Below are 21206 nucleotides of genomic sequence, written 5' to 3'. Positions count from 1 at the left end.
ATTACTTTCCTAGCTGTTTCAATGCAGTAGAAATCGCTGTTTTCAAATAGTGACCAGCCTGCAATTGTTCTTTTATTTTTTTAGTATTTGCAACCATTTGTTGATAATCCGCTTCACTAACAGTATCTAATTTTTCCTTCAACTCATGAAGTGAAGATACGGTGATACCAACTTGATTCTGTTCCACAAATTTAGCTTCGGCTGCTTCTGACCAGATAACAACTGGTAGAGAGGAAGAAATATAGAGCGACAGTTTGTGAGGATTATTATAACGAAGGTAGTCACCAGTTTCACCAACACAACTTTCAACAGAAGGACCATCCCAAACTAGTCCAAAACCACTTGACAACTCATTTGGAACATCGTCTGGTGGAAATGCTCCACGATAGTTGATGTTGCTTGTAGGTGCAAGTGTCTCAAAGTTTACTCCTAAAAGATCGAAGGAAACATCACTTACCTTCCCTAGTTCATAAACATATGGAGATTTCTCCTTTGCCAAATTTCCAGCAATAATTACTTTTTTAGAAAACTCTGTAGGAATGTCCGAAGATTTATCGTTGAGATAGTCAAAAATCTCCAATGACACTAAACGACTTTCAGATACTCCCTGCTTAATAAACCACTGCTTCATAGAATCATTATGCACAATAAGCTGATCTGCAATTTCCAAAGTTTCTTTAAACTCGTTCCTCGAGTTGGGTTTGTCATAACGAAGAAGTTCTACATCATGTATTAAAGAAAGAATCCTAACATTTTTTCTGCTTTTCAACTTCATCAAAACTTGGTAACGACCAAGCTGACGAATAGTAAAGGGATTTTGGATGACTAAAACGGAATTAGCCTCGATAGTTTTGTACACTTTTATCCAATCCGATAAAAACTTTACTTGACGTTTTACTTTCGATAATACTCCGGATTCACGAGTAGCAATTATTACAGAAATTTTTTCTGCTCCAAATTCTGAAAAAATTGCTACTGCATCATTTGTAGCTTTACTACCAGCATGCTTTGAATTACTATAATCTTCTACAATTTGATAAATTTTCATTTTACTACTTTCTTTTTACTTATAACACTTCGAGACTATTTCAACAACTCTTTATATTGATCATCTAATTTCATGGCTCCTTGATGAATATCAAAACCTAACCCCTTAAAAATATCTAGATTATTAAGCTTCAATCTTTCTTTTGGAAAAGAGTGAACATAATCACCCCAAAACTTTACTCCTTTGTCCAATGGAAGTCGAATAAAATTAGGATTGATTTTAGCCATTGAAGGGATAGCGTCGCTGACTAAACACGGGATACCTCCTACTTGCGCTTCAATATTGACTATTCCAAACCCCTCAAAGATCGAAGGTAAAATAAAAAGATCCATTGCCATTAGGAGATTATTAACATCCTGCCTATTGCCCAAAAGAAGAACATATTTCGTTAATTTTCGAGCTTCTAATTCTCTCTTTATCGAAACAAGCATTTCCCCTTCACCTATCCATAAGAATTTGAAATTTGGATTTATTTTAGAGTAGTATTCAATAAAATCAACAATAAAGTATGGATTTTTTTCACTACTAAATCGTCCAATCGTACCAATAACCTCATATTTTGAGATAGAAAGAGTCTGTCTATAACTTTCTCGAGTTTCTTCAGAAAATAAATAATTTTCTAAGAATATCCCATTTTCAATAATTTCAACTTCATTTTTATTGCCAAACATATAATTCGCAGCTTCAGGACTACACGCAATTTTTTTTATACAAAATTGATTCATTAACCCTTGAGTAGCTTTAAGAACAATATTTTTTAATTTACTATTATCTTTCTTGACCGAATGAGCATGAATAACGAATTTTTTTACCCCCATTAATCTGAATAGAAGCAACAATTTTACTGACTCGATTGAGTTATCAGCGTTTATATGAACAATGTCATATCTATTTTTTTGTACTTTTGAGGATAGCTGAAAAAATTTTTTTATTTTATTATTGGTAGATAGCTCTAGTATATCTCCACCTCTATCCGATACTTTATCAAAGTAATCACTATCTCTTACAGTATGCCTTGATAGAAAATCAAATTTGTAACTTTCACAAAGTGGTAGTGTCAAATTCCAAGAAATGACTGAACGACCGCCTCTACCAAAATTTTCTGCTCCAACCATTAAAATGCGTGGTTTCAATTTATTCATTAGTTTACCTTAACTATCATTATTTTTTATCCACTCCAAAATCTTATCCTTTAATATTGGACTAGAAGAAATATCAAATTTTCTAGAAAACAGATACCCCATATTTCGTGCCTCTTCCAAGGCACTAATGTCTTTTTCAGTATCTGTCCAAGTATATGGATTACCATCCCACCAGTTGATATATCTGAGATTTCCTTGAAAATCTTCTTTTCGACCATAAGATAAACTATCATCGTATAGACGTCCAAGTAAACCTTTTTGATAAAGTAAGTGTGGAATAAAGACCTCATCCGCTAAAAAACTATACTGAAAGGTTTGTTCAATTTGTTTTTCCGATGACACCACCATTTTGACAATATCATGAGGAAAACTTCCCCAATTCGCTGCTTTTATTGGTGTCAAGTTTTCACGTTTTAAGCGATTGACCCTTAACATCTTTTGTAGTAATACTTCCGTTTGACGATAGATTTTAAAGAACCCTTTACCAATTATTCCTGGAAAAGTTCTAGGCGTTAGTCGACCAAAAAGATGATAGTATTTTAGACGATCAATATTCTCTTTATCACCCTCAAGGGTCATCATAGTCAAGAATATTTTATCTGGATGTTGTTCAAAAAAGTTATGTACCGTCTCTTGAGATTGAAGCGGTAAATCTATTCCAGATAATAAATGGTAGAAACAATAGTCACCGTATTGAACAGCTGCTTTGAAGAGGCTCATCTCAGCTTCTATCTGAGAATATCCTCCCCAGTAAACAGCTACTCTGGGTACAAAAATCAACCGAGACTTTTCCACCTTCTCCTGCAGTTTTTGCTGATCATGTTCGGAAAAAGTGGACTTTTTATCAATATGAAGAAAGATATCATTCTTATCATGATCTAAAAGACTGATTAAAAAGCCTAGCTGTTCGTAAGAACCATGAGCCATTATCAAATAGGCATGTTTCTTCATTTCTTATCCTTTTCTTTTCAACTGTAATAGTTTATTCAATGCCCCAGCTGTAAATCTATAATTTAAAGCAAAAGCAAGGACTAATGGTTTACGATTGAGTGGCATAGGTCCTTTTAAGAGGGTCAAGCAATCTTTTCGAATTGCTTTTGCCAACTCTTCTACTATAGTCGCATTACCTACCATTACGTGACTGTAATTTTCAGACAAAGCCAGTTCCGTCAAAAGAGCAAAATTAGCTCGTTTACGATTAAAAATCGCCCAATTCTGATAATCCAAGTCCCCTGATTGCCCTGCTTGTGCTACGACCATGTCCCAGCCTTTCAGCACATCAAAATGATGATTGCTGAATTTCGCCGAAAGGCCGTCCAAATTGACAAAGTAATTGTATACTACTTTATCCGAAATCACCACTTTTGATGTATTTAAAATATACATAAAGGTAGATGGCACATCTTCTGCATACAAGCCTTTGGGTTGTTTAACATCAACAACTACATCGCGTCGATATAGCTTGTTCCAAACGTAATAATGAATTTCCTGACTACCAATTTTGAAGTAGCGTTGTGCGTATTCTTTTTGAGTTAACACCTCTACTTGGTTCCCACTGGACGTTTCAGAGACGACTCTTTCAGTCCGCCTAATACCTCCAATACTGACATCAGCATCATGAGCAATCAACAACTGTAGCAAATACTCATAAGCATCTAACTCTAGCCAATCATCTGAATCTAGAAAAGCAATGTAGTCACCTGTAGCAGCTGCAACTCCTGTATTTCTAGCCTCACTAAGACCTGCATTTTCCTGATGAATCAGTTTAATACGCCTATCCTTTTCTTGATAGGCTTCAGCAATGGCAACTGAACCATCCGGCGTCCCATCATTGACCAAGATAATCTCTAGATTAGCATATGTCTGATTGACCACAGAATCCAAACATCTTGCAAGATAGTTTTCCACGTTATAAATTGGAATAATAACACTGATTAAAGGTGTCATGAAATAGTTCCTTTCTTTTACGTATAACTTTCCAATCTAGCAATTTCCATATCTTCCGAAGATTGAGAGACTAACACAGATATAAAAAGTAAAAACGGGTTAAACCATAACTCTAGAAACTGTGGGTCCCACATAGAATGTACTACAACAACAAAGAATGAAATTGAATAATATATATTGCTGTAAGGATTTCTTTTAGACAGCATCCAGTAAGAAAATATCAAAGTAATCAGAAATAAAATACCAAATTGAAGTAATATATTTAAAAATGAAGCATCTACATACAAATATTCCCCTTGTGCTCGTCCATACAGGTCGTAAGTATTCCAAACAATATTATTTCCAAATAATGAAATCCCGTAATTTCTAATTGCTTTTAATCCAAGGTATAAACGACCTGTCAATAACTCATTTAATGCTATGTTAAATGAATTTCTTTGAGCGTAAGCCTGCGTTAATAAAATACTAGCAAGTGCGACTACTGGAATACTCCATTGCTCAATTATAGAAACAATTAACTTTGGAAGCTTTTCGATTCTAAACACTTTAATGACTAAGATTAGGGCCAAATACACCATCGCTAGATAATATGCACTTTTTGTATCTGTTTGAGTATAGTAGTAATAGTTAATAATTGCGAGTAATAGAATCTCCCAATATTTAATCAACTTACCTTTAACATATCCCCAAATACAAATCAAATGAAATATTGTATTAGCTCCAAAGGTGGTAAAGCGAAATCCTACATATTTCCTGATGAATTCCCCACCTCTTCCGACGTGACTAATATTTTGGATAATATCTAATTTAACTCCTAAATAAGTAATAACTAAAGTTCCAATTAATAAATAAGCATGTATCTTTAAAACTTTCTTTAAATTAATATTTTTAGAACCTACTAAAATTAATCCAAAAAATAACATTTTCGGTAGTTGCCCACTACTATAGCCAACAATAGTAAGTAATACTACGATAATTATCGTAAGAAGAATTGTTCTATATGAAAAATACCTATCAATTACTATTTTGACGAATAATATACCAGTTGATACCCAAGTGAGCATCGTTGCTATACTTCCAATAAAAGTATATGTCAATGGATACATTGTATATCCTAAAAGATAAGCTGACACCCATAACCCATAGGCAAGAAAAAATAAAATTTTACTCAGCGAATTATTATTTTTCATACCTACTCCCTAAAAACTCTTTCCATACTTCTTTCCCAAAAACTTTGCTTCTAAGAAAGCTTTTCCCTTCTGAAAGAGGTCAACCTTTTCCATATACATAAATGGAATTTCCTTTGGGTTAATTTTTCTTTGACATAGCCAAACATTAAATAGCAATTCACTTACACGTCCAAACAATCTAGCCTCGAAAGGGGTATAGGTTGAAATATCAATAGTTTCATATAAAGCATCTAAAATAGGAAATAGCCAAGTTAGATAGTCATTGACTAACTCTTTCTTCATGATAAACATATTAAACATGTAACCACTGCGCTGTTTCATAACCTTATCAAATGACTCTAGGTAATCTGGAGATATTTTTTTAATAATCTCACGTGTTTTATCTAGGTGACTACCATCTAAAGTATTTGCATAATGAGAATAAAGAGTCTCAATATAATACTTTCGTTTCTTAGGAACAATGACATCTGCTTGGTCCAATAAATGATCAATTTGATTGTGATTTAAAATAACCTCATCAATCTTGATTTTCTCGCTGTATCTCTCTTGTGAAGCTGTAAAATAGCGACGATAATGCACCAAGCCAAGATAGTCACAATCAAGATTCTTCCAAGCCCAGTACAAACCAGTCAACTCACAGTAATAAGGATTTAGACTTGAAATATTATCACCCGTATTATCTCCAACTAAGCCTAAATCATCCTTACCTTCCCGTCCAACATGAACAGGAAGATAAAGGTTAGAATCCGCCGGCATTTGAAATTTCTTATGCGTCGCTACAACTAGTTTAACGTTTTTCAAAATTTTCTCCTACATATTGTTTCCTAAAATAACAGTCTTAATTCCTTGAACTAAGATTTTTAAATCTTCTATAAAGGAAAGATTCTTGGCATAATCAACGTCCATTTTCATACGATCTTCAAATGGCACGTCGTTTTAATTTTTAGTAATTTGCCAGTAACAAAGAATACCTGGTTTTACCTCGAGACGTTGCTTCATTAATTCCTTGTTGTTAACCCTAGAGAGGCTTAAGAATTCATCTACTCCCATCTCCTGTAATGGGCGTTGACCAATAAAATCCAAAACATGTGTATTTCCAGATACAATTGAGATTTTATAAGCTTATCAGTATTACTTGTTATCGAACGGAATTTAATCACATCAAACTTCTTGAAACGAAAGCCTGCTCTCTGCTGGATAAAGAATACCGATTTATAATCATAAATAAAAATCAAGAGCATCATAATAGGAATTATAATAAGTACTATAAGGAGCAGTAAAGCAATCACTCTATCAATAATATTTTTTTACTGTTAAATACACTACTACTTTTATTTCACTTCATTTCTAACACACTGCAACGCTGCTGCAATAACTTGATGCATGTCATAGTAGCGATACTGCCCAAGTCGACCACCGAAGATGACATTGCCTTGCTTATCAGCGAGTTTTTTGTACTCTTTGTAAAGATGGTTGTTACGATCGTTATTTACTGGATAATATGGTTCATCACCTTTAGACCAAGTCTTAGAATGTTCCTTTGTGATGATGGTCTTAGGTTGGGTACCGAACTCAAAGTGCTTATGTTCGATAATTCGTGTATAAGGGGTTTCAGAGTCAGTATAGTTAACGACCGCATTACCTTGGTAGTTTTCCATATCTAGTGTTTCTATTTCAAAACGAAGGCTACGGTATTCTAGTTCTCCAAGTTGATAATCAAAGAACTGATCAATCATCCCTGTAAAGACAATTTTAGGAAATTCTTTGAGGTATTCTTCTTTTTTATCAAAGAAGTCAACGCCAGTCTCCACATCAATATTATCGTGAGCAAGCATTTTTTCGACGATTTGAGTATAACCACCGATTGGAATACCTTGATAAGTATCGTTAAAATAGTTATTGTCATAAGTCAAACGAACTGGTAAACGGCGAATGATAAAGGTTGGCAGTTCAGTAGTTGGTTTACCCCATTGTTTTTCGGTATAGTCTTTAATCAGCTTTTCATAGATGTCTGTACCAACTAATGAAATCGCCTGTTCTTCCAAGTTTTCAGGTGTTTTCCCACCAAGCACTGCACGCTGTTCATCAATCTTAGCCTGTGCCTCTGCTGGTGTCACCACACCCCAAAGTTTGTTAAAGGTATTCATATTGAAAGGTAAGTTATAAATTTCACCCTTGTAGTTAGCAATTGGCGAGTTGGTATAACGGTTAAACTCTGCAAATTGTTGGATATAATCCCAAATTTCCTTATCTGAAGTATGGAAGATATGAGCACCATACTCGTGGACCTGAATCCCTTCTACCTCTTTTGTGAAAATATTTCCAGCGATATGTTCACGTTTCTCAATAACTTTAACTTTCTTTCCTTTTTTGGCTGCTTCGTGAGCAAAAATAGCACCAAACAAACCTGAACCAACAACTAAATAATCATAATTTTTCATTTAACTTTATCTCCTCATTTTTTCATATATCTCAATAGATACATTGTAAATTCTTCTTTTAGAAATAAGCCAACTACACCGTAAACAATGCCAAAAATTCCTGCCGTTATAATAAGAATTAAAAACAAAGATATTCGACCATTGATTAATGTTAGGACTCCTAGCGCAGCAGAAGAAGAACAGGCCGTCGCAATAATATTTTTGAATAACTTTACATTTTGGATAATGGATTTTAAAAAATCTCTCAAAACATAAATTTGATAACCCGTCACAAATGCTTCAGCAACTAAAGTACCAAAGGCTGCACCAGAAGCACCAAACTTAGGAATACAGATTGCATTGACAATTAGATTAACAACCGCACCAATGGCAACAGATTTTAGGACCTCATTTTCTCTATCCATAGGAACCAGTATCTGAATACCTAGAAGATTAGAAATACCGATAAGGAATAACGTTGGCATAATAATCTGCATTGGTACAATGGAACCTGTATATTCTGTCCCAGATAAGAAATAAATACCTTCTTTGGCAAATAAGGTAAAGTAAATCCATAGTGGAATAGAAATAAAACATACAAATTGCAATGAACGAACAGTCAGGTCTTTAAACTCTTTATCTCGTCCCTCTTTTAAATAAAAAGATAAACGTGGTAGTAAAACAGCCCCCATTGAAGTGACTAAGCTAACCAAGATTGTTTTAATTTTGACAGCTGCATTGTAATAACCTACTGCTTCGTCCCCCTTCATAAAGCCTAGCATAACAGAATCTAAATTTGTATAGATTGTAGTTGCCACAGTCATCATGAAGAAACTGAAAATTGGACGAATATGCTGCCTTAAATTCATATTAGGATACCACTTCAACGTCAAAAATCGTCTTAAATTCAAAAAGTTGAACAAATTTGAACCAACACTCGCTAAGATTGAGATGGCTCCATAAATGACATAGTCACTTTTTTGATGAACCATTAGGAACATCAAAATGAGTGCGACAAACTTCAATATAATTGATCTGATAGTTATATATGAATATTGCTCTAAAGCTTTATATAACCATTCGCAACCAATTAAGTTAAATACAAGAGAAGCAATATTAATCATAAACAGTGTGCTATCATGTGCCATACGAGGAACGAATATAATAGCAATAATGTAGCTTACAAGAGAAAGCGTCATAGCAATTGTATTAATGACCATAATTTCTTGAACCGTCTTTGATAACTTCTCTTTATCATCTCTAACCTTTGCACAGGCTCGAATACCATAGGTAGGGATACCTAACATACCAACCATTGTAAAATAAGAAACGATGGATGTCGCAAAAGCTACCTTACCAGTTCCTACTGGCAATAATACACGAGATACATAAGGAAAGGTAATTAGCGGAAAGATAAAATTTGACATTGTCAAAATAAAATTCATGACAATATTCCACTTCACGGAAACATTTTTTTTCATTGTGATACTCTATTCAGAATAAGAATCCTTATTTACTTCCTTCCCGTTTTAAAACAACAGCTATTGTTTTAAATATAATTTTAATATCTAACCAAATTGACCAATTCTTTATGTAAGACAGATCAAGTTCGACCACTTTTTCAAAATCTGTGATATTACTTCTTCCAGAGACTTGCCACATACCGGTGATACCAGGTTTCATAGCAAGGCGTTTAAAGTGATGCAAATCATACTTTTGATACTCTTCAACTGTCGGTGGCCGAGTCCCTATCAGAGACATATCGCCTTTAAGGACATTGATAAACTGAGGCAGTTCATCTATTGACCAATCTCTTAGCTTTTGCCCAAATGGAAAGATACGAGGATCATTTTCCATTTTAAACATATGATCCGAGCTCAATTCATTAACCTTCATCAAATCTTTTTTACGCTCTTCCGCATCAAGATACATGCTTCTAAATTTATAAATGTCAAAAACTTTACCATTTTTTCCGACACGCTTTTGCTTAAACAAGAGTGGTCCCTTAGATTGCTTTTGAACGATAGGATAAATAATAATCGCAACTATTCCTGTTATGATAAGCCCTATAAGAGAGGCAAGGATATCAAATAAACGCTTAATGAGGAGGAGACGATAATTAACTTGATTTAATGAATAGGTCAAAACTGTCTGATTATCATACTGATGCAAAGTCGCCGACGTAAAGCTAGACTTCTCCATGCCAGAAAGACAGATGGTTACAGGAATGCCTAGGCTGGCAAAATAGTCTTGCTCCTCTAAAAACAGCTGTCTTGCTTCATTGGTCACATAAACTTCATTCACTTCGCAATTTGTCAAGAGGTAGCGCACTTCATCAAAACTATTTAATATGGGATAGTTTGTTCCTGAAAACAGATCATGACTTAAACAGGCAACAACCTGAGCATTTTGTTGAGTCAAAAAATCCAGCCCAGAAATATAATCCTTTGAATTAGTCACAAGAATGATATTTTTCGTGTTTAACTGATGATTTTTACTAAACAAGTGGACTAATGTTCGAATCAGGTAGGTTAAAACATATACTACCACTACCTGACCTGCAATGAGCCTCAGGGGAAAGTCAGCCCTTGTCGCACTATCAAAATAAAAAGCACAAAAAATCACAAAAATGTAGGCAATCAGAAACTCAATGCAAAACACAAAGACGTAAACCACTTCCTTAAGAAGTCTTCTGTGGTGTATGATTGAGTACTGATTACTAGCAACGCTTAGTAACAGTGTCAATCCTACCGTTATAAGATTAAAAGCTGGATTTAACAAGCTTTCATAGCTAAAGAAGAAAAATATGACAAAGAAAGAAGCAAAAACGGCAACAGCATCACCAATAAGAAATAAAAACTTAGCAATAGTTGATTCACTATACATCTGGCACTTTCCTCTCTGTGATTATTTCTTACGCTTTTTCCTTTTTTCTTCCTTCTTGCCATACTCACCGTATGAACCATAGGCACCATAACTACCGTAAGAATCAACCGTGTTATCAACTTTATTTAGAATGATACCAAGAAATGGCGTTCCACTTTGTTCCAATTGTTCTTTTGCTTTTTGGATAAAGCGCTTCTTGATAGCACCAGCCTCCGTCACTAAAATACTAGCATCTGCTTTTTGAGCAACAACAGCCGCATCAATAACTAGACCAATCGGAGGAGTATCAATAATCACATAATCATAAAGATTACGGACAGTCTCAATCATGCTGTTAAAGTTAGCGTTCTGCAATAGGCTAGTCGGATTTGGAGGAACTTGTCCAGCAGGAATAACCATAAGATTCTCAACGTTGGTATCACAGATGACCTCAGATAGCTCCGCATTTCCTGAAAGAAAACTTGACAAGCCTTGGTAACGTTCATTTGCCTTAAAAGTTCCTGACATCACTGAGTTACGAGTATCAGCATCAATCAACAAGGTCCTAAAACCAGCACTTGCAAAGGAAATAGCCAAGTTGGTAGATGTCGTTGACTTTCCTTCTCCAGGTTGAACTGATGTAATAGTTAGAACTTTTAGATCCCGACCGCTAAATTGAATATTAGTTCTGATGGAATTGAGATACTCTTCCGTAGATTTGGCTATTTGAGCTTTAGAACTCACTAATTCTAATTGTGGCATTGTTTACTCCTTATAATTTGTTAATATCTGGAATCACACCAATCAGAGTCATTCCCAAGACATCTTCTACATCTTCAGGACGTTTAATACGATCATCTAAGATTTCTGATAGAAGAACCCCTACGATTGCAAGGAAAGCACCAACTAAAACACCGAGAATCAAATTGCGTTTAATATTTGGTGAAGATGGTTCATCAGGAACTTCAGCAGCTTCCAATGTCGTGACATCTTGAACTTTTGTAACATCTTTAATTTTGTCAGAAGCAGCTTCACGAATGGAATTGGCTAACTCGCTAGCTTTTTTAGCATCATGATTTTTAACTGAAATAGAAATCACACGTGTATCTGTTGGAATCGCTACAGATATCATTTTAGACAGCTCTTCAGGTGTCAAATTTTCTTTGTTCTTTTCAATCGCCTTAGTCAAAACTTCTTGTGAGGTAATAATTTCTTTATAGTCATTGACCAAATAAGAACCCGCTTGCAAATCTTGCGCTGTCAGATTGCTAGCGTTATTGTTATTATTTTGGTTAACAACATAGATTCGTGTTGTTGACGTATAGGATGGTTTGATAAGGAAAATACTCCCTAATAGTGACAAGGTCCCAAAGAAGAGGGCAATGAAAATGATTAAAAACTTTTTAAACCATAACTTCTTTAACAGGAAAAGCACATCAATTTCGACGGTTGAATTATTTTTGTTACTCATGTTTACTCCTAAATATATTGATTATCCAACAAAGCTTGTTGATTATTTTTAAATAAATCTTGGGCTCTCTTGCGTCCATAATTTTTGTAGATGTATTTATAAGCTTGTTCCATATAGGGTGGGCGCTTATCCAAGTTGTGCATATCACTGGCAACACAATGCACCATATCTTCATCTAAAAAATACTGGGCACGTTTTTTGAAGGCCTTATACTTATCTCCAAAAAGCTTTGGCTTAAGAACATGCAGGCTATTGATTTGAGTATAACAACCCATATCAATCAACTCCTGCACCCTCTTTTTATTGAACTCCAAAGCATTATACCGCTCAATATGAGCAATGACAGGCGTAATACCCAGCATAAGGACATTACTAAGCGCTGTGTGGATCTCTTTCCATGGTGTTGTCATACTAAACTCAATGAGAGCAAAGCGCGTCCTGTTCATACGAGGAACCAGAGCATTTTCCAATTTTTCCAAAAGCTCTTGAGTATAGTAGAGTTCACCACCAAAATAAAGTTCCAATCCAGGATAGAGCTTTTCTGCTTCTTCTTTGACCTTAGAAAAATTGTCAAATATTTTCTCTTCTGGAGTCTCAAACATGCCCTTTCGTCTATGAGATGTCGAAACAATCTTGCGGACGCCTTGTTTATAACTCTCACCAATAAGTAAGAGGCTCTCTTCCAAAGTATCTGGTCCATCATCTACATCAAAGACAATATGCGAGTGGATGTCGATCATCTTATTTTCCTTCCATAGTATCTGAGATAGCTTGTTTAGCATTAGCCAAACTTGCATCATCAAGCTGCATCATGTAAAGACTAGCAGTTGGCATGGCATAGGACTGCAACTGACCTGTAGAGCCTGTACCTGTGATAGCTTGTGATGTCACCGTGAAATGATCCCCAGATGACAACTGCGTATTAGCCAAGGTCATCAACGTATCCAGAGACATGTTTGTTTGGACTGAATCTTGCAAACCATTGGCAATGCTTGAAATTTTAGAAATCGAACCAGCAGACGTTAACTTATCAATAATAGCTGAAATAACTTTTTCTTGGTTCTTACCGCGATCATTATCGCCACCACTTAGAGAATAACGTTCACGAACAAAGGCTAAAGCACCTTTCGAATCTAAATGAACATTTCCTACAGGAAAACTATAGTCATGATTTGTATGAGCAGTAAATGCTTGATTATTATAAACTTCGATACCCCCAAGAAGGTCTACCAGTTTAATAAATGAGGTGAAGTTGATTCTTGCATAATAGTTGATGTCAATACCATAAAGATTTTCCAAAGTCTTCATTGATGTTTCAACACCATAAATACCAGCATGGGTCAGTTTATCATATTGATTATTACCACCATCTGGAATTTGGACATAGGCATCACGTGGTGTGGTAGTCAAAAGAACCTTGTGGGTCTTCATGTTCACTGTCATGATGATATTGACATCAGAACGTGAGACCGTTGAGATTGAACCATAGGTATCAATACCACTGATGTAAATATTGAAAACATTGGCATTTGTTTTTGTTGTTGATTTTGAATTCTTGACTTCCTTAGAGATAGTATAAGAATAGATGGTTTTAATCTTTGATTCGTAATCTGGATAAGACAGCTCAAGCAAACTTGAATAAGCACTATTCAAAACCATAGCCTTGCTTTCACCAGCAATCAAATTTTCATAGGCTTTTTGATAAGAATCAACTGCTTCAGTTTCTAAACTAAAGTCTTTTTCAGATTTTATCTTTGAAATCAGCTCCTCAATATTTGACTGGTCGCTATTCAAAGGTGCCTGTACACTTGTCAACTCAGAAACATTTGAAATAGTGCTATCTTTTGGAACAACAATACTCATCTTAGTCTCTGAAAAAGAGGCTGTCTTATTCATATTAGCAGTCACATCAATGGCAGACTTAAAACCAAAAAGTGTTAGGCCTGAAATCAGTGAAAAAACGATTAGTAGAATCGTTGTCAATAACTGTGCTTTTTTCCGAATAATCAAAATTAGAGCTAGTAGGAAAACTAGAGCCAAAACAACAGTATAAATAATATTAATATGCCGGAAAGCCAAAAAATTATAAGTATACATGTTGAAGAGTACAATGCCAGTTAAAATAGTATAAAGCACTAAAAAGGCAAGGTTGACAATTGTCCAAGTAGCTGATTGAGACGAGCTTTTTGAACTTCTACGACGTGAATGTGTAGCCATAATTTCTCCAAATCCTTAAAATAAACTTAATTATCACCGCTATTATAGCATTATTACAGCAAATTTGCAATTTTATAATTGTTTACAATATCTAATAGTTTTTATTACAAAAGTGTTTTGTTATGTGACCAAATTCATCTTTTAAGTATAATTGTTTCTACACTTCCTTTCTCGATTTTTTCTTTAATAATCATTCTACCTCATTTTGCTTGCGCCATTTTCTCTTTTGGGATAAACTTAAGTTATGCGAATTCAACAATTACATTACATTATAAAAATCGTCGAGACAGGCAGTATGAATGAAGCTGCCAAGGAGCTCTTTATTACTCAGCCCAGCCTTTCCAATGCTGTTCGTGACCTTGAACGTGAAATGGGAATTGAAATCTTTATCCGAAAACCTAAAGGCATCACCCTGACAAAGGATGGGGTTGAATTTCTATCGTACGCTCGTCAGGTCGTTGAACAAACAACGCTCTTAGAGGAACGATACAAAAGCAAAAGCAATGTACGCGAACTTTTTAGCGTTTCAGCTCAACATTATGCCTTTGTGGTCAATGCCTTTGTCTCACTCCTTAAAGGAACAGATATGTCACGTTACGAGCTCTTCTTGCGTGAGACTAGAACCTATGAAATCATTGATGACGTCAAAAACTTCCGTTCTGAGATTGGTGTTCTCTTTCTCAATAGCTACAACCGAGATGTCTTGACCAAGATGTTTGATGACAATCACCTAACTTATACCAGCCTTTTCAAGGCTCGCCCTCACATCTTCGTCAGCAAGTCCAACCCACTAGCTGAAAAAAAACTGATTACTCTGAAAGACTTGGAAGACTTTCCCTACCTCAGTTATGATCAAGGGATTCATAATTCCTTCTACTTTTCTGAAGAAATCATGTCGCAGATTCCTCATAAGAAATCAATCGTCGTCAGCGACCGTGCTACTCTCTTCAATCTCTTGATTGGCCTGAACGGCTATACCGTTGCGACTGGTATCCTCAACAGCAATCTCAATGGTGATGATATTGTATCTATTCCGCTGGACGTGGAGGAGACGATTGACATTATCTACATCCGTCATGAAAAGGCAAACTTCTCCAAAATGGGAGAAAAATTCATTGATTATCTACTTGAAGAAGTTAAATTTGATAAATAGTAGATTTTGACTTTCATATATGCAAATAAGGCTGGGGCTTTCGCCCCAACCTTATTTTTGTTTCAAACATTTTACCAGATTAGATACTTTCCTCATTCAGTAAGGTCAAAATCACTTGATTGACAGAGTCAAAGTAGAAATTTCTACCATCGTAGTAGACGCCTGCTTGTCTGGCAAGATAGATAATCTGATTCAAAAATTCCTGAGAAGAGAAATTCGTTGTGCGGTGCAACTCCTCTTCATCAAAAGATTTAATGAGATGAGCAAGGGGATTTCTGACATTCTTTTCAAAATTCCTCAAAGTTAGCACTGCCTCTTTCACGCTTTTGGAGACATTGGTCAGCTGAATGAATTCTGCCAAACTTTTTGAATTAACACGCGTATCCCGCCACTTACTAGCAAAATGACGAACAGCTTCATTATCCGCATTCTTCATCTTATAAAATTTCCAACAATCATAGTTATCATTTTTAGAATCATTAATATAATCCATGATGTCAGGAACTTCTCTCGTCAGAAAAATCATAAAGAGACGATATAAAATCGGACTGACAGCTCTGACAAAATCAATGATTTCACCATTTCTAAGCTTGGCTTCCAAATCCATGATGTAGTTGGCTAACAATTCTTTTTCGTACTTGTTGTGCAAGAGCTTCAGCCCATAAGACTGCTCAAGCTGCTTAAGCCGAGACTGATGCTGGAAGAGATAATCCACATTCAGCTCACGCCGCTCCTTGAGCATACCCAAGATGAAGAGTAAATCATCAGAACTATCTTTAGAAGACAAAGCCAGCTTATAGGCGTGATTGTAGGCATAAACCTCCGTTAAAATGCGAATGGCTTCTTTTAAATCTGTCATCTTAAGCAATCAGGGTTTCAAGCCCAACTTTCATCATGTCAGTAAAAGTAGTCTGACGTTCTTCTGCCGTTGTGTCCTCATCGTTGACCAAGCTATCTGAAATAGTCATGATACCCAGAGCTTGCACACCGTGTTTAGCAGCCAAATAGTAAAGTGCCGCAGCTTCCATTTCCAATGCCTTGATGCCTAGTTGACCAAGCTTGATGTTATTATCTGCAAAATCTGAATAAAAAGCATCAATAGAAAGCACGCTACCAACATGCGCTGTCAATTTCAAATCCTTAGCAATGTGATACGCTTTATCTAAGAGATCAAAATCAGCAATTTGTGGGAAATCATATTGTGGCCACTCATTTTTAATCATGCTTGAAGTGGTTCCAGCAGCCTGCGCCAAAACTAGGTCACGCACATGCACATCTTTATTAACTGAGCCTGCTGTTCCGACACGGATTAACTTTTTAACACCGTAAGAAGTGATGAGCTCATTAGCATAGATGGAAATAGAAGGCATCCCCATCCCTGTTCCCATAACTGAGACACGATGCCCTTTATAGGTTCCTGTATAACCAAGCATGCCGCGGACCTCATTAAAACATACAGCATCTTCTAAAAAATGCTCTGCGATAAATTTGGCACGCAAAGGGTCACCAGGAAGTAAAATTTTATCAGCAATTTGGCCTTGTTCGGCACCAATATGAATTGACATAAGTTTCCTCAATTTCTATTTAGTAATGTTGTAAGAAAAATATTGATAAAATGAGCTGTAACAACTGCCACAAGCAAGGGTAAAAGGGCTGACGGTGGTTGACCAGTAAAGGACATAACCAAGCCAACAGCTGTCAGTGGCGCGCTCATAGTCGTAGCCAGAAAAGCTACTGCACCCGATAAAATAGCTGCATTGCTAGCAAGATTTGGATTGAGCAGATGCAAGCCAGAAAAGATGATAAGTCCTAAGGCACTACCCATGGCAAAAGATGGTGTCAAAGTGCCACCATAGGCACCAGCACGCATGACAAAAACAACCAACGCAGCTTTTAAGAATAACAGCAAGAAAGTATGCTTCATACCCATACCATTAAAGACTTGCTGGGCGAAAGCTCCGCCATTTCCCAAAAGTTCAGGAAAAGTAAGAGACAATAGAGCCAGTAGGGCAAAAACAAGCGGCAAATAGGCTAAGATAAGCTTGTCTTTTTGCTTATGACAGTTGGCAACGACAACAATCCTTTGAAAAAGTTGCGCCAAAGGACCAACAATTGCTCCTACCACAAGTGCCACGAGAAGACTCGACCAATTCGTCTTAAAAGCAGCAATCTGATAAAGTGCTTCAGACGAAATGACCAACTGAGCCATCCAAGCAGCTAAGAAGGTCGCCAAGCCTGCCAATAAAAGGTTGCGTATGGACAGGCCAATAGCCAAAGTTTCAAAAATGAAGAAGGTACTAGCAAGCGGTACCTGATAAACAGCCGCCAAGCCTGCCGCCGCACCGCAAGCAATGAGAAAGCGCCTGTCTGGTAAAGTCAACTTGAAACAAGCTGCTATTCTCCCTGCACCAAGAGCACCCAATTCACGCGGAGCTCCTTCTTTTCCGATTGGTGAGCCTGCACCAACAGAAACAATCTGCAAAAGAATATGACAGAAATGAACCCACAAAATGGGACGGTCTGACTGACTTTGTTCATCTTGCGCCATTTGCGCTTTGATAGATAAGATTTGCCTATGTTTGCTTTGTAAAATCAACCAACCAAAGGCTGACAAAAGGCCTGTGCCAAAGGCAACCCAGAACCGTCGCAAAGGAGGAACGGAGAGAAAGAAAGTTGCTCCCTGACTTTCAGCTTGACCAAAGAGAAGTTTCTCAACAACATGTAGTAGCTCATGCAAAAAGATACCACCCAAACCTGCAAAAATTGCTGTCAGGACAAGGGCACAGAGTAAACGCCACTGGTAAGTGTTTTGTAGTTTAAGCATTAAAATGGTCTAGGAATGATACTAAAGCTTGGTTCATTTCAGAATAATCATAAGACAGAATAGCTTCTGCTTCTTGCACAAAAGGATGACTGGCTACGCTTTGTTCATAGTCAGCCTCCTGAGCCAAAAGTGCTTCAACCATTTCCTTTTTAAATTCCAAGTGGCATTGAAATCCATAATGCTTATCGCTGTATTTGACAATCTGACGAGGACAGCCTTGACTTTTGGCCAAGACCTGAGCATTCTCAGTCAAACCAGGCATATCTCCATGCCAATGGCCAACAACCAAGTTGGGTTTAAAAGACGATAACTTCTCATCTTCCAGACCAGCTGTTGTCAAGTGAATAGGGAAATTTCCAATTTCCTTATGTGGACTAGATTGAACTTGAGCCCCGTAAGACTGACCTAATAGCTGAGCGCCGAGGCAGACACCGATAACGGGCTTGTCGGCTGCAACAAAACGCTGAATGAGTTCCATTTCAGCTGCCGCATCAAAATGAGGACACTCTTCCTTTGTCGTCTGAGGACTTTGTGGCCCTCCCATGACAATTAACATGTCCAAATCATCAATAGACTGTGGCAAAGCCCGATTTTCATAGCATTTGGTCATGCTAACTTGATGGTGCTGATTAGCCCAATCCAGATAAACACCTGGTGCTTCAAAACTCTCATGAATAATAAAATGAACACGCATATTAACCTAATTTCTACAAGGCTTCCAGAATAGATTTAATCAAGCTCTTGAATTCTTCCTTGATGCGTCGGGTAACGGCAACCACTTCTTCATGGTTAAGTTCCGATTGAAAACCTGCTGCATGATTAGTAATAGCAGATATCCCCAAAACTTTAAGCCCAGAATGAGCTGCAACAATCACTTCAGGAACCGTTGACATACCAACAGCATCCGCACCTAGTGTCTTAAAGGCACGAATTTCAGCAGGCGTTTCATAGCAAGGTCCAGATACACCAACATACACCCCTTCGTCTAACTTAATGCCAATCTTATCAGCTACTTCATGAGCAACTTTACGGTATTCGGGCGTATAGGCGTTTGACATATCAGGGAAACGTGGACCAAAATCATCCAGATTAGCACCAATCAGAGGATTTTGACCAGTCATATTGATGTGATCTGAAATAGCCATCAATGTACCAGGCCCAAAGCCAATTCCACCAGCAGCATTGGTGACTAAAACTCCTTCACACCCCAAGGCCTTCATGACACGGACAGGAAAAGTCACCAGCTCCATAGGATTTCCTTCATAATAGTGGAAACGGCCTTGAAGAGCCAAGACCTTGTGTCCACCAAGGTCACCATAAACTAATTTGCCAGCATGCCCTGCTACTGTTGACAAGCCCCAGTGTGGAATGTCTTTATAATCAACAGTAATAGAGTCGGTAATTTCTTCAGCCAATTCACCAAGACCAGATCCTAGAATGAGACCAAATTCTGGCGCATCACAACCACGCCATTTCAAAAAATGACGTGCTTCTTCAATTTTTTCGAGTAAACTTAATTGTTCAGACATAAAATTTCCTTTTCCTGTTTTAGACCAACTTATCTAAGAAACTTTCCCCAATCATGGCTGTTTCAACACCGAAATTATCAGCGATGGTTGCTGAGATATCCGCAAAATGTCCCACTGGAATAAGGCCATTGCCTGTAAAGGATGGACTGTAAGCCAAAAGCGGAATGTATTCACGAGTATGGTCAGTTCCTGCATAGGTTGGATCATTTCCGTGATCAGCCGTGATCAGCAGCAAATCTTTGTCGCGCATAGCAGCAATAATCTCTGGTAAACGCTTATCAAATTCGTGCAAACAATCACGATAACCGTGTGCATTGCGGCGGTGTCCATAAAGAGCATCAAAGTCAACCAAGTTAGTAAAAGAGAAGCCTTTTTGGAACTCAGACAAGCCCATAGTCTTAATCAATGTATCCATACCATGACTATTTGATTTATTGTGTCCCATGTCATGATTAATACCTGAACCATTGAAAATATCGTTGATTTTACCAACAGCAAAGGTGTCAATGCCTGCTTCGTCCAACTTATTAAGAACAGTTGGGGCAAAAGGTGACACGGCAAGGTCACGACGATTAGCTGTACGTGTGAAATGTCCTGGAGTTCCCACATAAGGACGAGCAATAATACGGCCAAGCAAAGCTGGACGTTCTAAGGTAATAGAGCGTGCGTATTCACAAATACGATAGAGTTCATCAAGCGGAATAATATCCTCATGTGCTGCAATTTGGAGAACTGGATCAGCTGAAGTGTAGATAATCAATTCACCTGTTTCCATTTGACGTGGACCAAAGTCTTCAATAACAGCTGTTCCTGAATAAGGTTTATTGGCTTCACGAATAACTTTGCGACCGGAAAATTCTTCAATCTTGGTGATAATTTCCTCTGGAAAACCATTCCAGAAAGTGTCAAAGGGTTCGGTGATATTGAGTCCCATAATTTCCCAGTGACCAGTCATAGTGTCTTTACCAAGAGAGACTTCCTGTAATTTTGTAGCATAACCGCTTGGATGTTCTTCAGCTGGGACAGTTTTTAATGCTTGCGGACGCGGGATATTGCCCAAGCCAATCTTGGCCATGTTTGGTACATTAAGTCCAACAGTTTTTGAGATGTGTCCCAGAGTATCAGAAGCACCATCTGGTACACCAGCGTTTTGGAAATTATTGGCATCTGGAGCTGCACCGATTCCGACAGAATCCAGAACGACTAAGTGAATACGATCAAATGTTGACATGTTATTTCTTTCTAAGGGTGGTTACGGTTGGCACCCATGACCTGCCCAAGTGCTTTCTTTGCTGATTCCTTTATTTAATCGCTAAAGCCACCGTTTCCAGCAACGCCAAACAAGATTAAGATAATCAGAAGCAAAGAGAGAAGCTTAGGAATTTACTTATAGATTTTGC

General features: G+C 37.1%; 21 protein-coding genes. 1 reads left to right on the top strand and 20 read right to left on the bottom strand.

The genetic code is table 11. The features are described 5' to 3' along the window. Position 1: 1 nt before the first annotated feature. The 14 genes from A3GS_RS0110640 to cpsA all read right to left on the bottom strand — a co-directional run bounded on the left by A3GS_RS0110640 (position 2) and on the right by cpsA (position 14300). The gene (locus A3GS_RS0110640) at positions 2-1048 is read right to left on the bottom strand and encodes a glycosyltransferase (protein WP_018365377.1); all 1047 of its coding nucleotides are present in this window, start codon (positions 1046-1048) and stop codon (positions 2-4) included. A gap of 35 nt (positions 1049-1083) precedes the next feature. Next, complete coding sequence (locus tag A3GS_RS0110635) at positions 1084-2190, bottom strand: glycosyltransferase (RefSeq protein WP_018365376.1); 1107 nt, start codon at positions 2188-2190, stop codon at positions 1084-1086. A 9-nt stretch (positions 2191-2199) separates the two neighbouring features. Then, the gene (locus A3GS_RS0110630) at positions 2200-3141 is read right to left on the bottom strand and encodes a beta-1,6-N-acetylglucosaminyltransferase (RefSeq protein ID WP_018365375.1); all 942 of its coding nucleotides are present in this window, start codon (positions 3139-3141) and stop codon (positions 2200-2202) included. A 3-nt stretch (positions 3142-3144) separates the two neighbouring features. Further along, on the bottom strand, positions 3145-4137 hold the full coding sequence (locus A3GS_RS0110625) for a glycosyltransferase family 2 protein (RefSeq protein ID WP_018365374.1): 993 nt from the start codon (positions 4135-4137) through the stop codon (positions 3145-3147). 17 nt (positions 4138-4154) lie between these two features. Beyond that, the gene (locus A3GS_RS0110620; protein ID WP_018365373.1) at positions 4155-5327 is read right to left on the bottom strand and encodes a hypothetical protein; all 1173 of its coding nucleotides are present in this window, start codon (positions 5325-5327) and stop codon (positions 4155-4157) included. 9 nt (positions 5328-5336) lie between these two features. Then, on the bottom strand, positions 5337-6128 hold the full coding sequence (locus A3GS_RS0110615) for a DUF4422 domain-containing protein (RefSeq protein ID WP_018365372.1): 792 nt from the start codon (positions 6126-6128) through the stop codon (positions 5337-5339). A gap of 239 nt (positions 6129-6367) precedes the next feature. Beyond that, on the bottom strand, positions 6368-6625 hold the full coding sequence (locus A3GS_RS13360; protein ID WP_420805173.1) for a sugar transferase: 258 nt from the start codon (positions 6623-6625) through the stop codon (positions 6368-6370). 33 nt (positions 6626-6658) lie between these two features. Then, on the bottom strand, positions 6659-7768 hold the full coding sequence (gene glf / locus A3GS_RS0110610; protein ID WP_018365370.1) for a UDP-galactopyranose mutase: 1110 nt from the start codon (positions 7766-7768) through the stop codon (positions 6659-6661). 14 nt (positions 7769-7782) lie between these two features. Next, positions 7783-9228 carry a flippase gene (locus tag A3GS_RS0110605; RefSeq protein ID WP_018365369.1) on the bottom strand — a complete coding sequence of 482 codons (1446 nt, stop codon included), beginning with the start codon at positions 9226-9228 and terminating at the stop codon, positions 7783-7785. A gap of 28 nt (positions 9229-9256) precedes the next feature. After that, positions 9257-10633: a sugar transferase gene (locus tag A3GS_RS12560; protein ID WP_018365368.1), complete on the bottom strand. Its 1377-nt coding sequence runs from the start codon at positions 10631-10633 to the stop codon at positions 9257-9259. A gap of 21 nt (positions 10634-10654) precedes the next feature. Further along, positions 10655-11374 carry a tyrosine-protein kinase gene (locus A3GS_RS0110595; RefSeq protein WP_018365367.1) on the bottom strand — a complete coding sequence of 240 codons (720 nt, stop codon included), beginning with the start codon at positions 11372-11374 and terminating at the stop codon, positions 10655-10657. A gap of 10 nt (positions 11375-11384) precedes the next feature. Then, positions 11385-12083, bottom strand: a complete 699-nt coding sequence (locus A3GS_RS0110590; protein ID WP_018365366.1) for a CspC family polysaccharide chain length determinant protein — start codon at positions 12081-12083, stop codon at positions 11385-11387. Positions 12084-12091: 8 nt separating this feature from the next. Next, positions 12092-12823 carry a capsular polysaccharide biosynthesis protein Cps4B gene (gene cps4B, locus A3GS_RS0110585; protein WP_018365365.1) on the bottom strand — a complete coding sequence of 244 codons (732 nt, stop codon included), beginning with the start codon at positions 12821-12823 and terminating at the stop codon, positions 12092-12094. A gap of 1 nt (position 12824) precedes the next feature. Then, complete coding sequence (gene cpsA / locus A3GS_RS0110580; protein ID WP_018365364.1) at positions 12825-14300, bottom strand: LCP family glycopolymer transferase CpsA; 1476 nt, start codon at positions 14298-14300, stop codon at positions 12825-12827. A 244-nt stretch (positions 14301-14544) separates the two neighbouring features. Here cpsA and A3GS_RS0110575 point away from each other — a divergent pair, with 244 nt between their 5' ends. After that, complete coding sequence (locus A3GS_RS0110575; protein WP_026216383.1) at positions 14545-15453, top strand: LysR family transcriptional regulator; 909 nt, start codon at positions 14545-14547, stop codon at positions 15451-15453. A 79-nt stretch (positions 15454-15532) separates the two neighbouring features. Here the strand turns inward: A3GS_RS0110575 and A3GS_RS0110570 are convergent, their stop codons facing one another. Genes A3GS_RS0110570 through A3GS_RS0110545 form a run of 6 tightly spaced genes read right to left on the bottom strand, consistent with a single transcriptional unit; the run spans position 15533 to position 21037 of the window. Next, on the bottom strand, positions 15533-16312 hold the full coding sequence (locus tag A3GS_RS0110570) for a hypothetical protein (RefSeq protein WP_018365362.1): 780 nt from the start codon (positions 16310-16312) through the stop codon (positions 15533-15535). Between the two features lies 1 nt (position 16313). Continuing rightward, complete coding sequence (deoD, locus tag A3GS_RS0110565; protein WP_018365361.1) at positions 16314-17018, bottom strand: purine-nucleoside phosphorylase; 705 nt, start codon at positions 17016-17018, stop codon at positions 16314-16316. A gap of 8 nt (positions 17019-17026) precedes the next feature. Then, entirely contained in the window at positions 17027-18277 is a 1251-nt protein-coding gene (locus tag A3GS_RS11910) for a chloride channel protein (protein ID WP_018365360.1), read from the bottom strand. Beyond that, complete coding sequence (locus tag A3GS_RS0110555) at positions 18270-18971, bottom strand: glutamine amidotransferase-related protein (RefSeq protein WP_018365359.1); 702 nt, start codon at positions 18969-18971, stop codon at positions 18270-18272. The genes A3GS_RS11910 and A3GS_RS0110555 overlap by 8 nt, the downstream gene beginning before the upstream one ends. A 13-nt stretch (positions 18972-18984) precedes the next feature. Further along, the gene (locus A3GS_RS0110550) at positions 18985-19806 is read right to left on the bottom strand and encodes a purine-nucleoside phosphorylase (protein ID WP_018365358.1); all 822 of its coding nucleotides are present in this window, start codon (positions 19804-19806) and stop codon (positions 18985-18987) included. A 19-nt stretch (positions 19807-19825) separates the two neighbouring features. Then, positions 19826-21037 carry a phosphopentomutase gene (locus A3GS_RS0110545; RefSeq protein ID WP_018365357.1) on the bottom strand — a complete coding sequence of 404 codons (1212 nt, stop codon included), beginning with the start codon at positions 21035-21037 and terminating at the stop codon, positions 19826-19828. Between the last annotated feature and the right edge of the window lie 169 nt (positions 21038-21206).

Source organism: Streptococcus caballi DSM 19004 (assembly GCF_000379985.1).
In the GTDB taxonomy this organism is placed as follows: Bacteria; Bacillota; Bacilli; order Lactobacillales; family Streptococcaceae; genus Streptococcus; species Streptococcus caballi.
The sequence above is the reverse complement of the archived record's forward strand: the minus strand, read 5'-3'. Positions and strand labels throughout refer to the sequence as shown.

Bases quoted from the DNA above. Each gene is read 5' to 3' on its own strand.
- A3GS_RS0110625 (WP_018365374.1), bottom strand. From the start codon at position 4,137: ATGACACCTTTAATCAGTGTTATTATTCCAATTTATAACGTGGAAAAC.
- A3GS_RS0110635 (WP_018365376.1), bottom strand. From the start codon at position 2,190: ATGAATAAATTGAAACCACGCATTTTAATGGTTGGAGCAGAAAATTTT.
- glf (WP_018365370.1), bottom strand. From the start codon at position 7,768: ATGAAAAATTATGATTATTTAGTTGTTGGTTCAGGTTTGTTTGGTGCT.
- A3GS_RS0110555 (WP_018365359.1), bottom strand. From the start codon at position 18,971: ATGCGTGTTCATTTTATTATTCATGAGAGTTTTGAAGCACCAGGTGTT.
- cpsA (WP_018365364.1), bottom strand. From the start codon at position 14,300: ATGGCTACACATTCACGTCGTAGAAGTTCAAAAAGCTCGTCTCAATCA.
- A3GS_RS0110595 (WP_018365367.1), bottom strand. From the start codon at position 11,374: ATGCCACAATTAGAATTAGTGAGTTCTAAAGCTCAAATAGCCAAATCT.
- A3GS_RS0110605 (WP_018365369.1), bottom strand. From the start codon at position 9,228: ATGAAAAAAAATGTTTCCGTGAAGTGGAATATTGTCATGAATTTTATT.
- A3GS_RS0110620 (WP_018365373.1), bottom strand. From the start codon at position 5,327: ATGAAAAATAATAATTCGCTGAGTAAAATTTTATTTTTTCTTGCCTAT.
- A3GS_RS0110575 (WP_026216383.1), top strand. From the start codon at position 14,545: ATGCGAATTCAACAATTACATTACATTATAAAAATCGTCGAGACAGGC.
- A3GS_RS12560 (WP_018365368.1), bottom strand. From the start codon at position 10,633: ATGTATAGTGAATCAACTATTGCTAAGTTTTTATTTCTTATTGGTGAT.
- A3GS_RS0110545 (WP_018365357.1), bottom strand. From the start codon at position 21,037: ATGTCAACATTTGATCGTATTCACTTAGTCGTTCTGGATTCTGTCGGA.
- A3GS_RS11910 (WP_018365360.1), bottom strand. From the start codon at position 18,277: ATGCTTAAACTACAAAACACTTACCAGTGGCGTTTACTCTGTGCCCTT.
- A3GS_RS0110590 (WP_018365366.1), bottom strand. From the start codon at position 12,083: ATGAGTAACAAAAATAATTCAACCGTCGAAATTGATGTGCTTTTCCTG.
- A3GS_RS0110630 (WP_018365375.1), bottom strand. From the start codon at position 3,141: ATGAAGAAACATGCCTATTTGATAATGGCTCATGGTTCTTACGAACAG.
- A3GS_RS0110640 (WP_018365377.1), bottom strand. From the start codon at position 1,048: ATGAAAATTTATCAAATTGTAGAAGATTATAGTAATTCAAAGCATGCT.
- A3GS_RS0110570 (WP_018365362.1), bottom strand. From the start codon at position 16,312: ATGACAGATTTAAAAGAAGCCATTCGCATTTTAACGGAGGTTTATGCC.
- A3GS_RS0110550 (WP_018365358.1), bottom strand. From the start codon at position 19,806: ATGTCTGAACAATTAAGTTTACTCGAAAAAATTGAAGAAGCACGTCAT.
- deoD (WP_018365361.1), bottom strand. From the start codon at position 17,018: ATGTCAATTCATATTGGTGCCGAACAAGGCCAAATTGCTGATAAAATT.
- cps4B (WP_018365365.1), bottom strand. From the start codon at position 12,823: ATGATCGACATCCACTCGCATATTGTCTTTGATGTAGATGATGGACCA.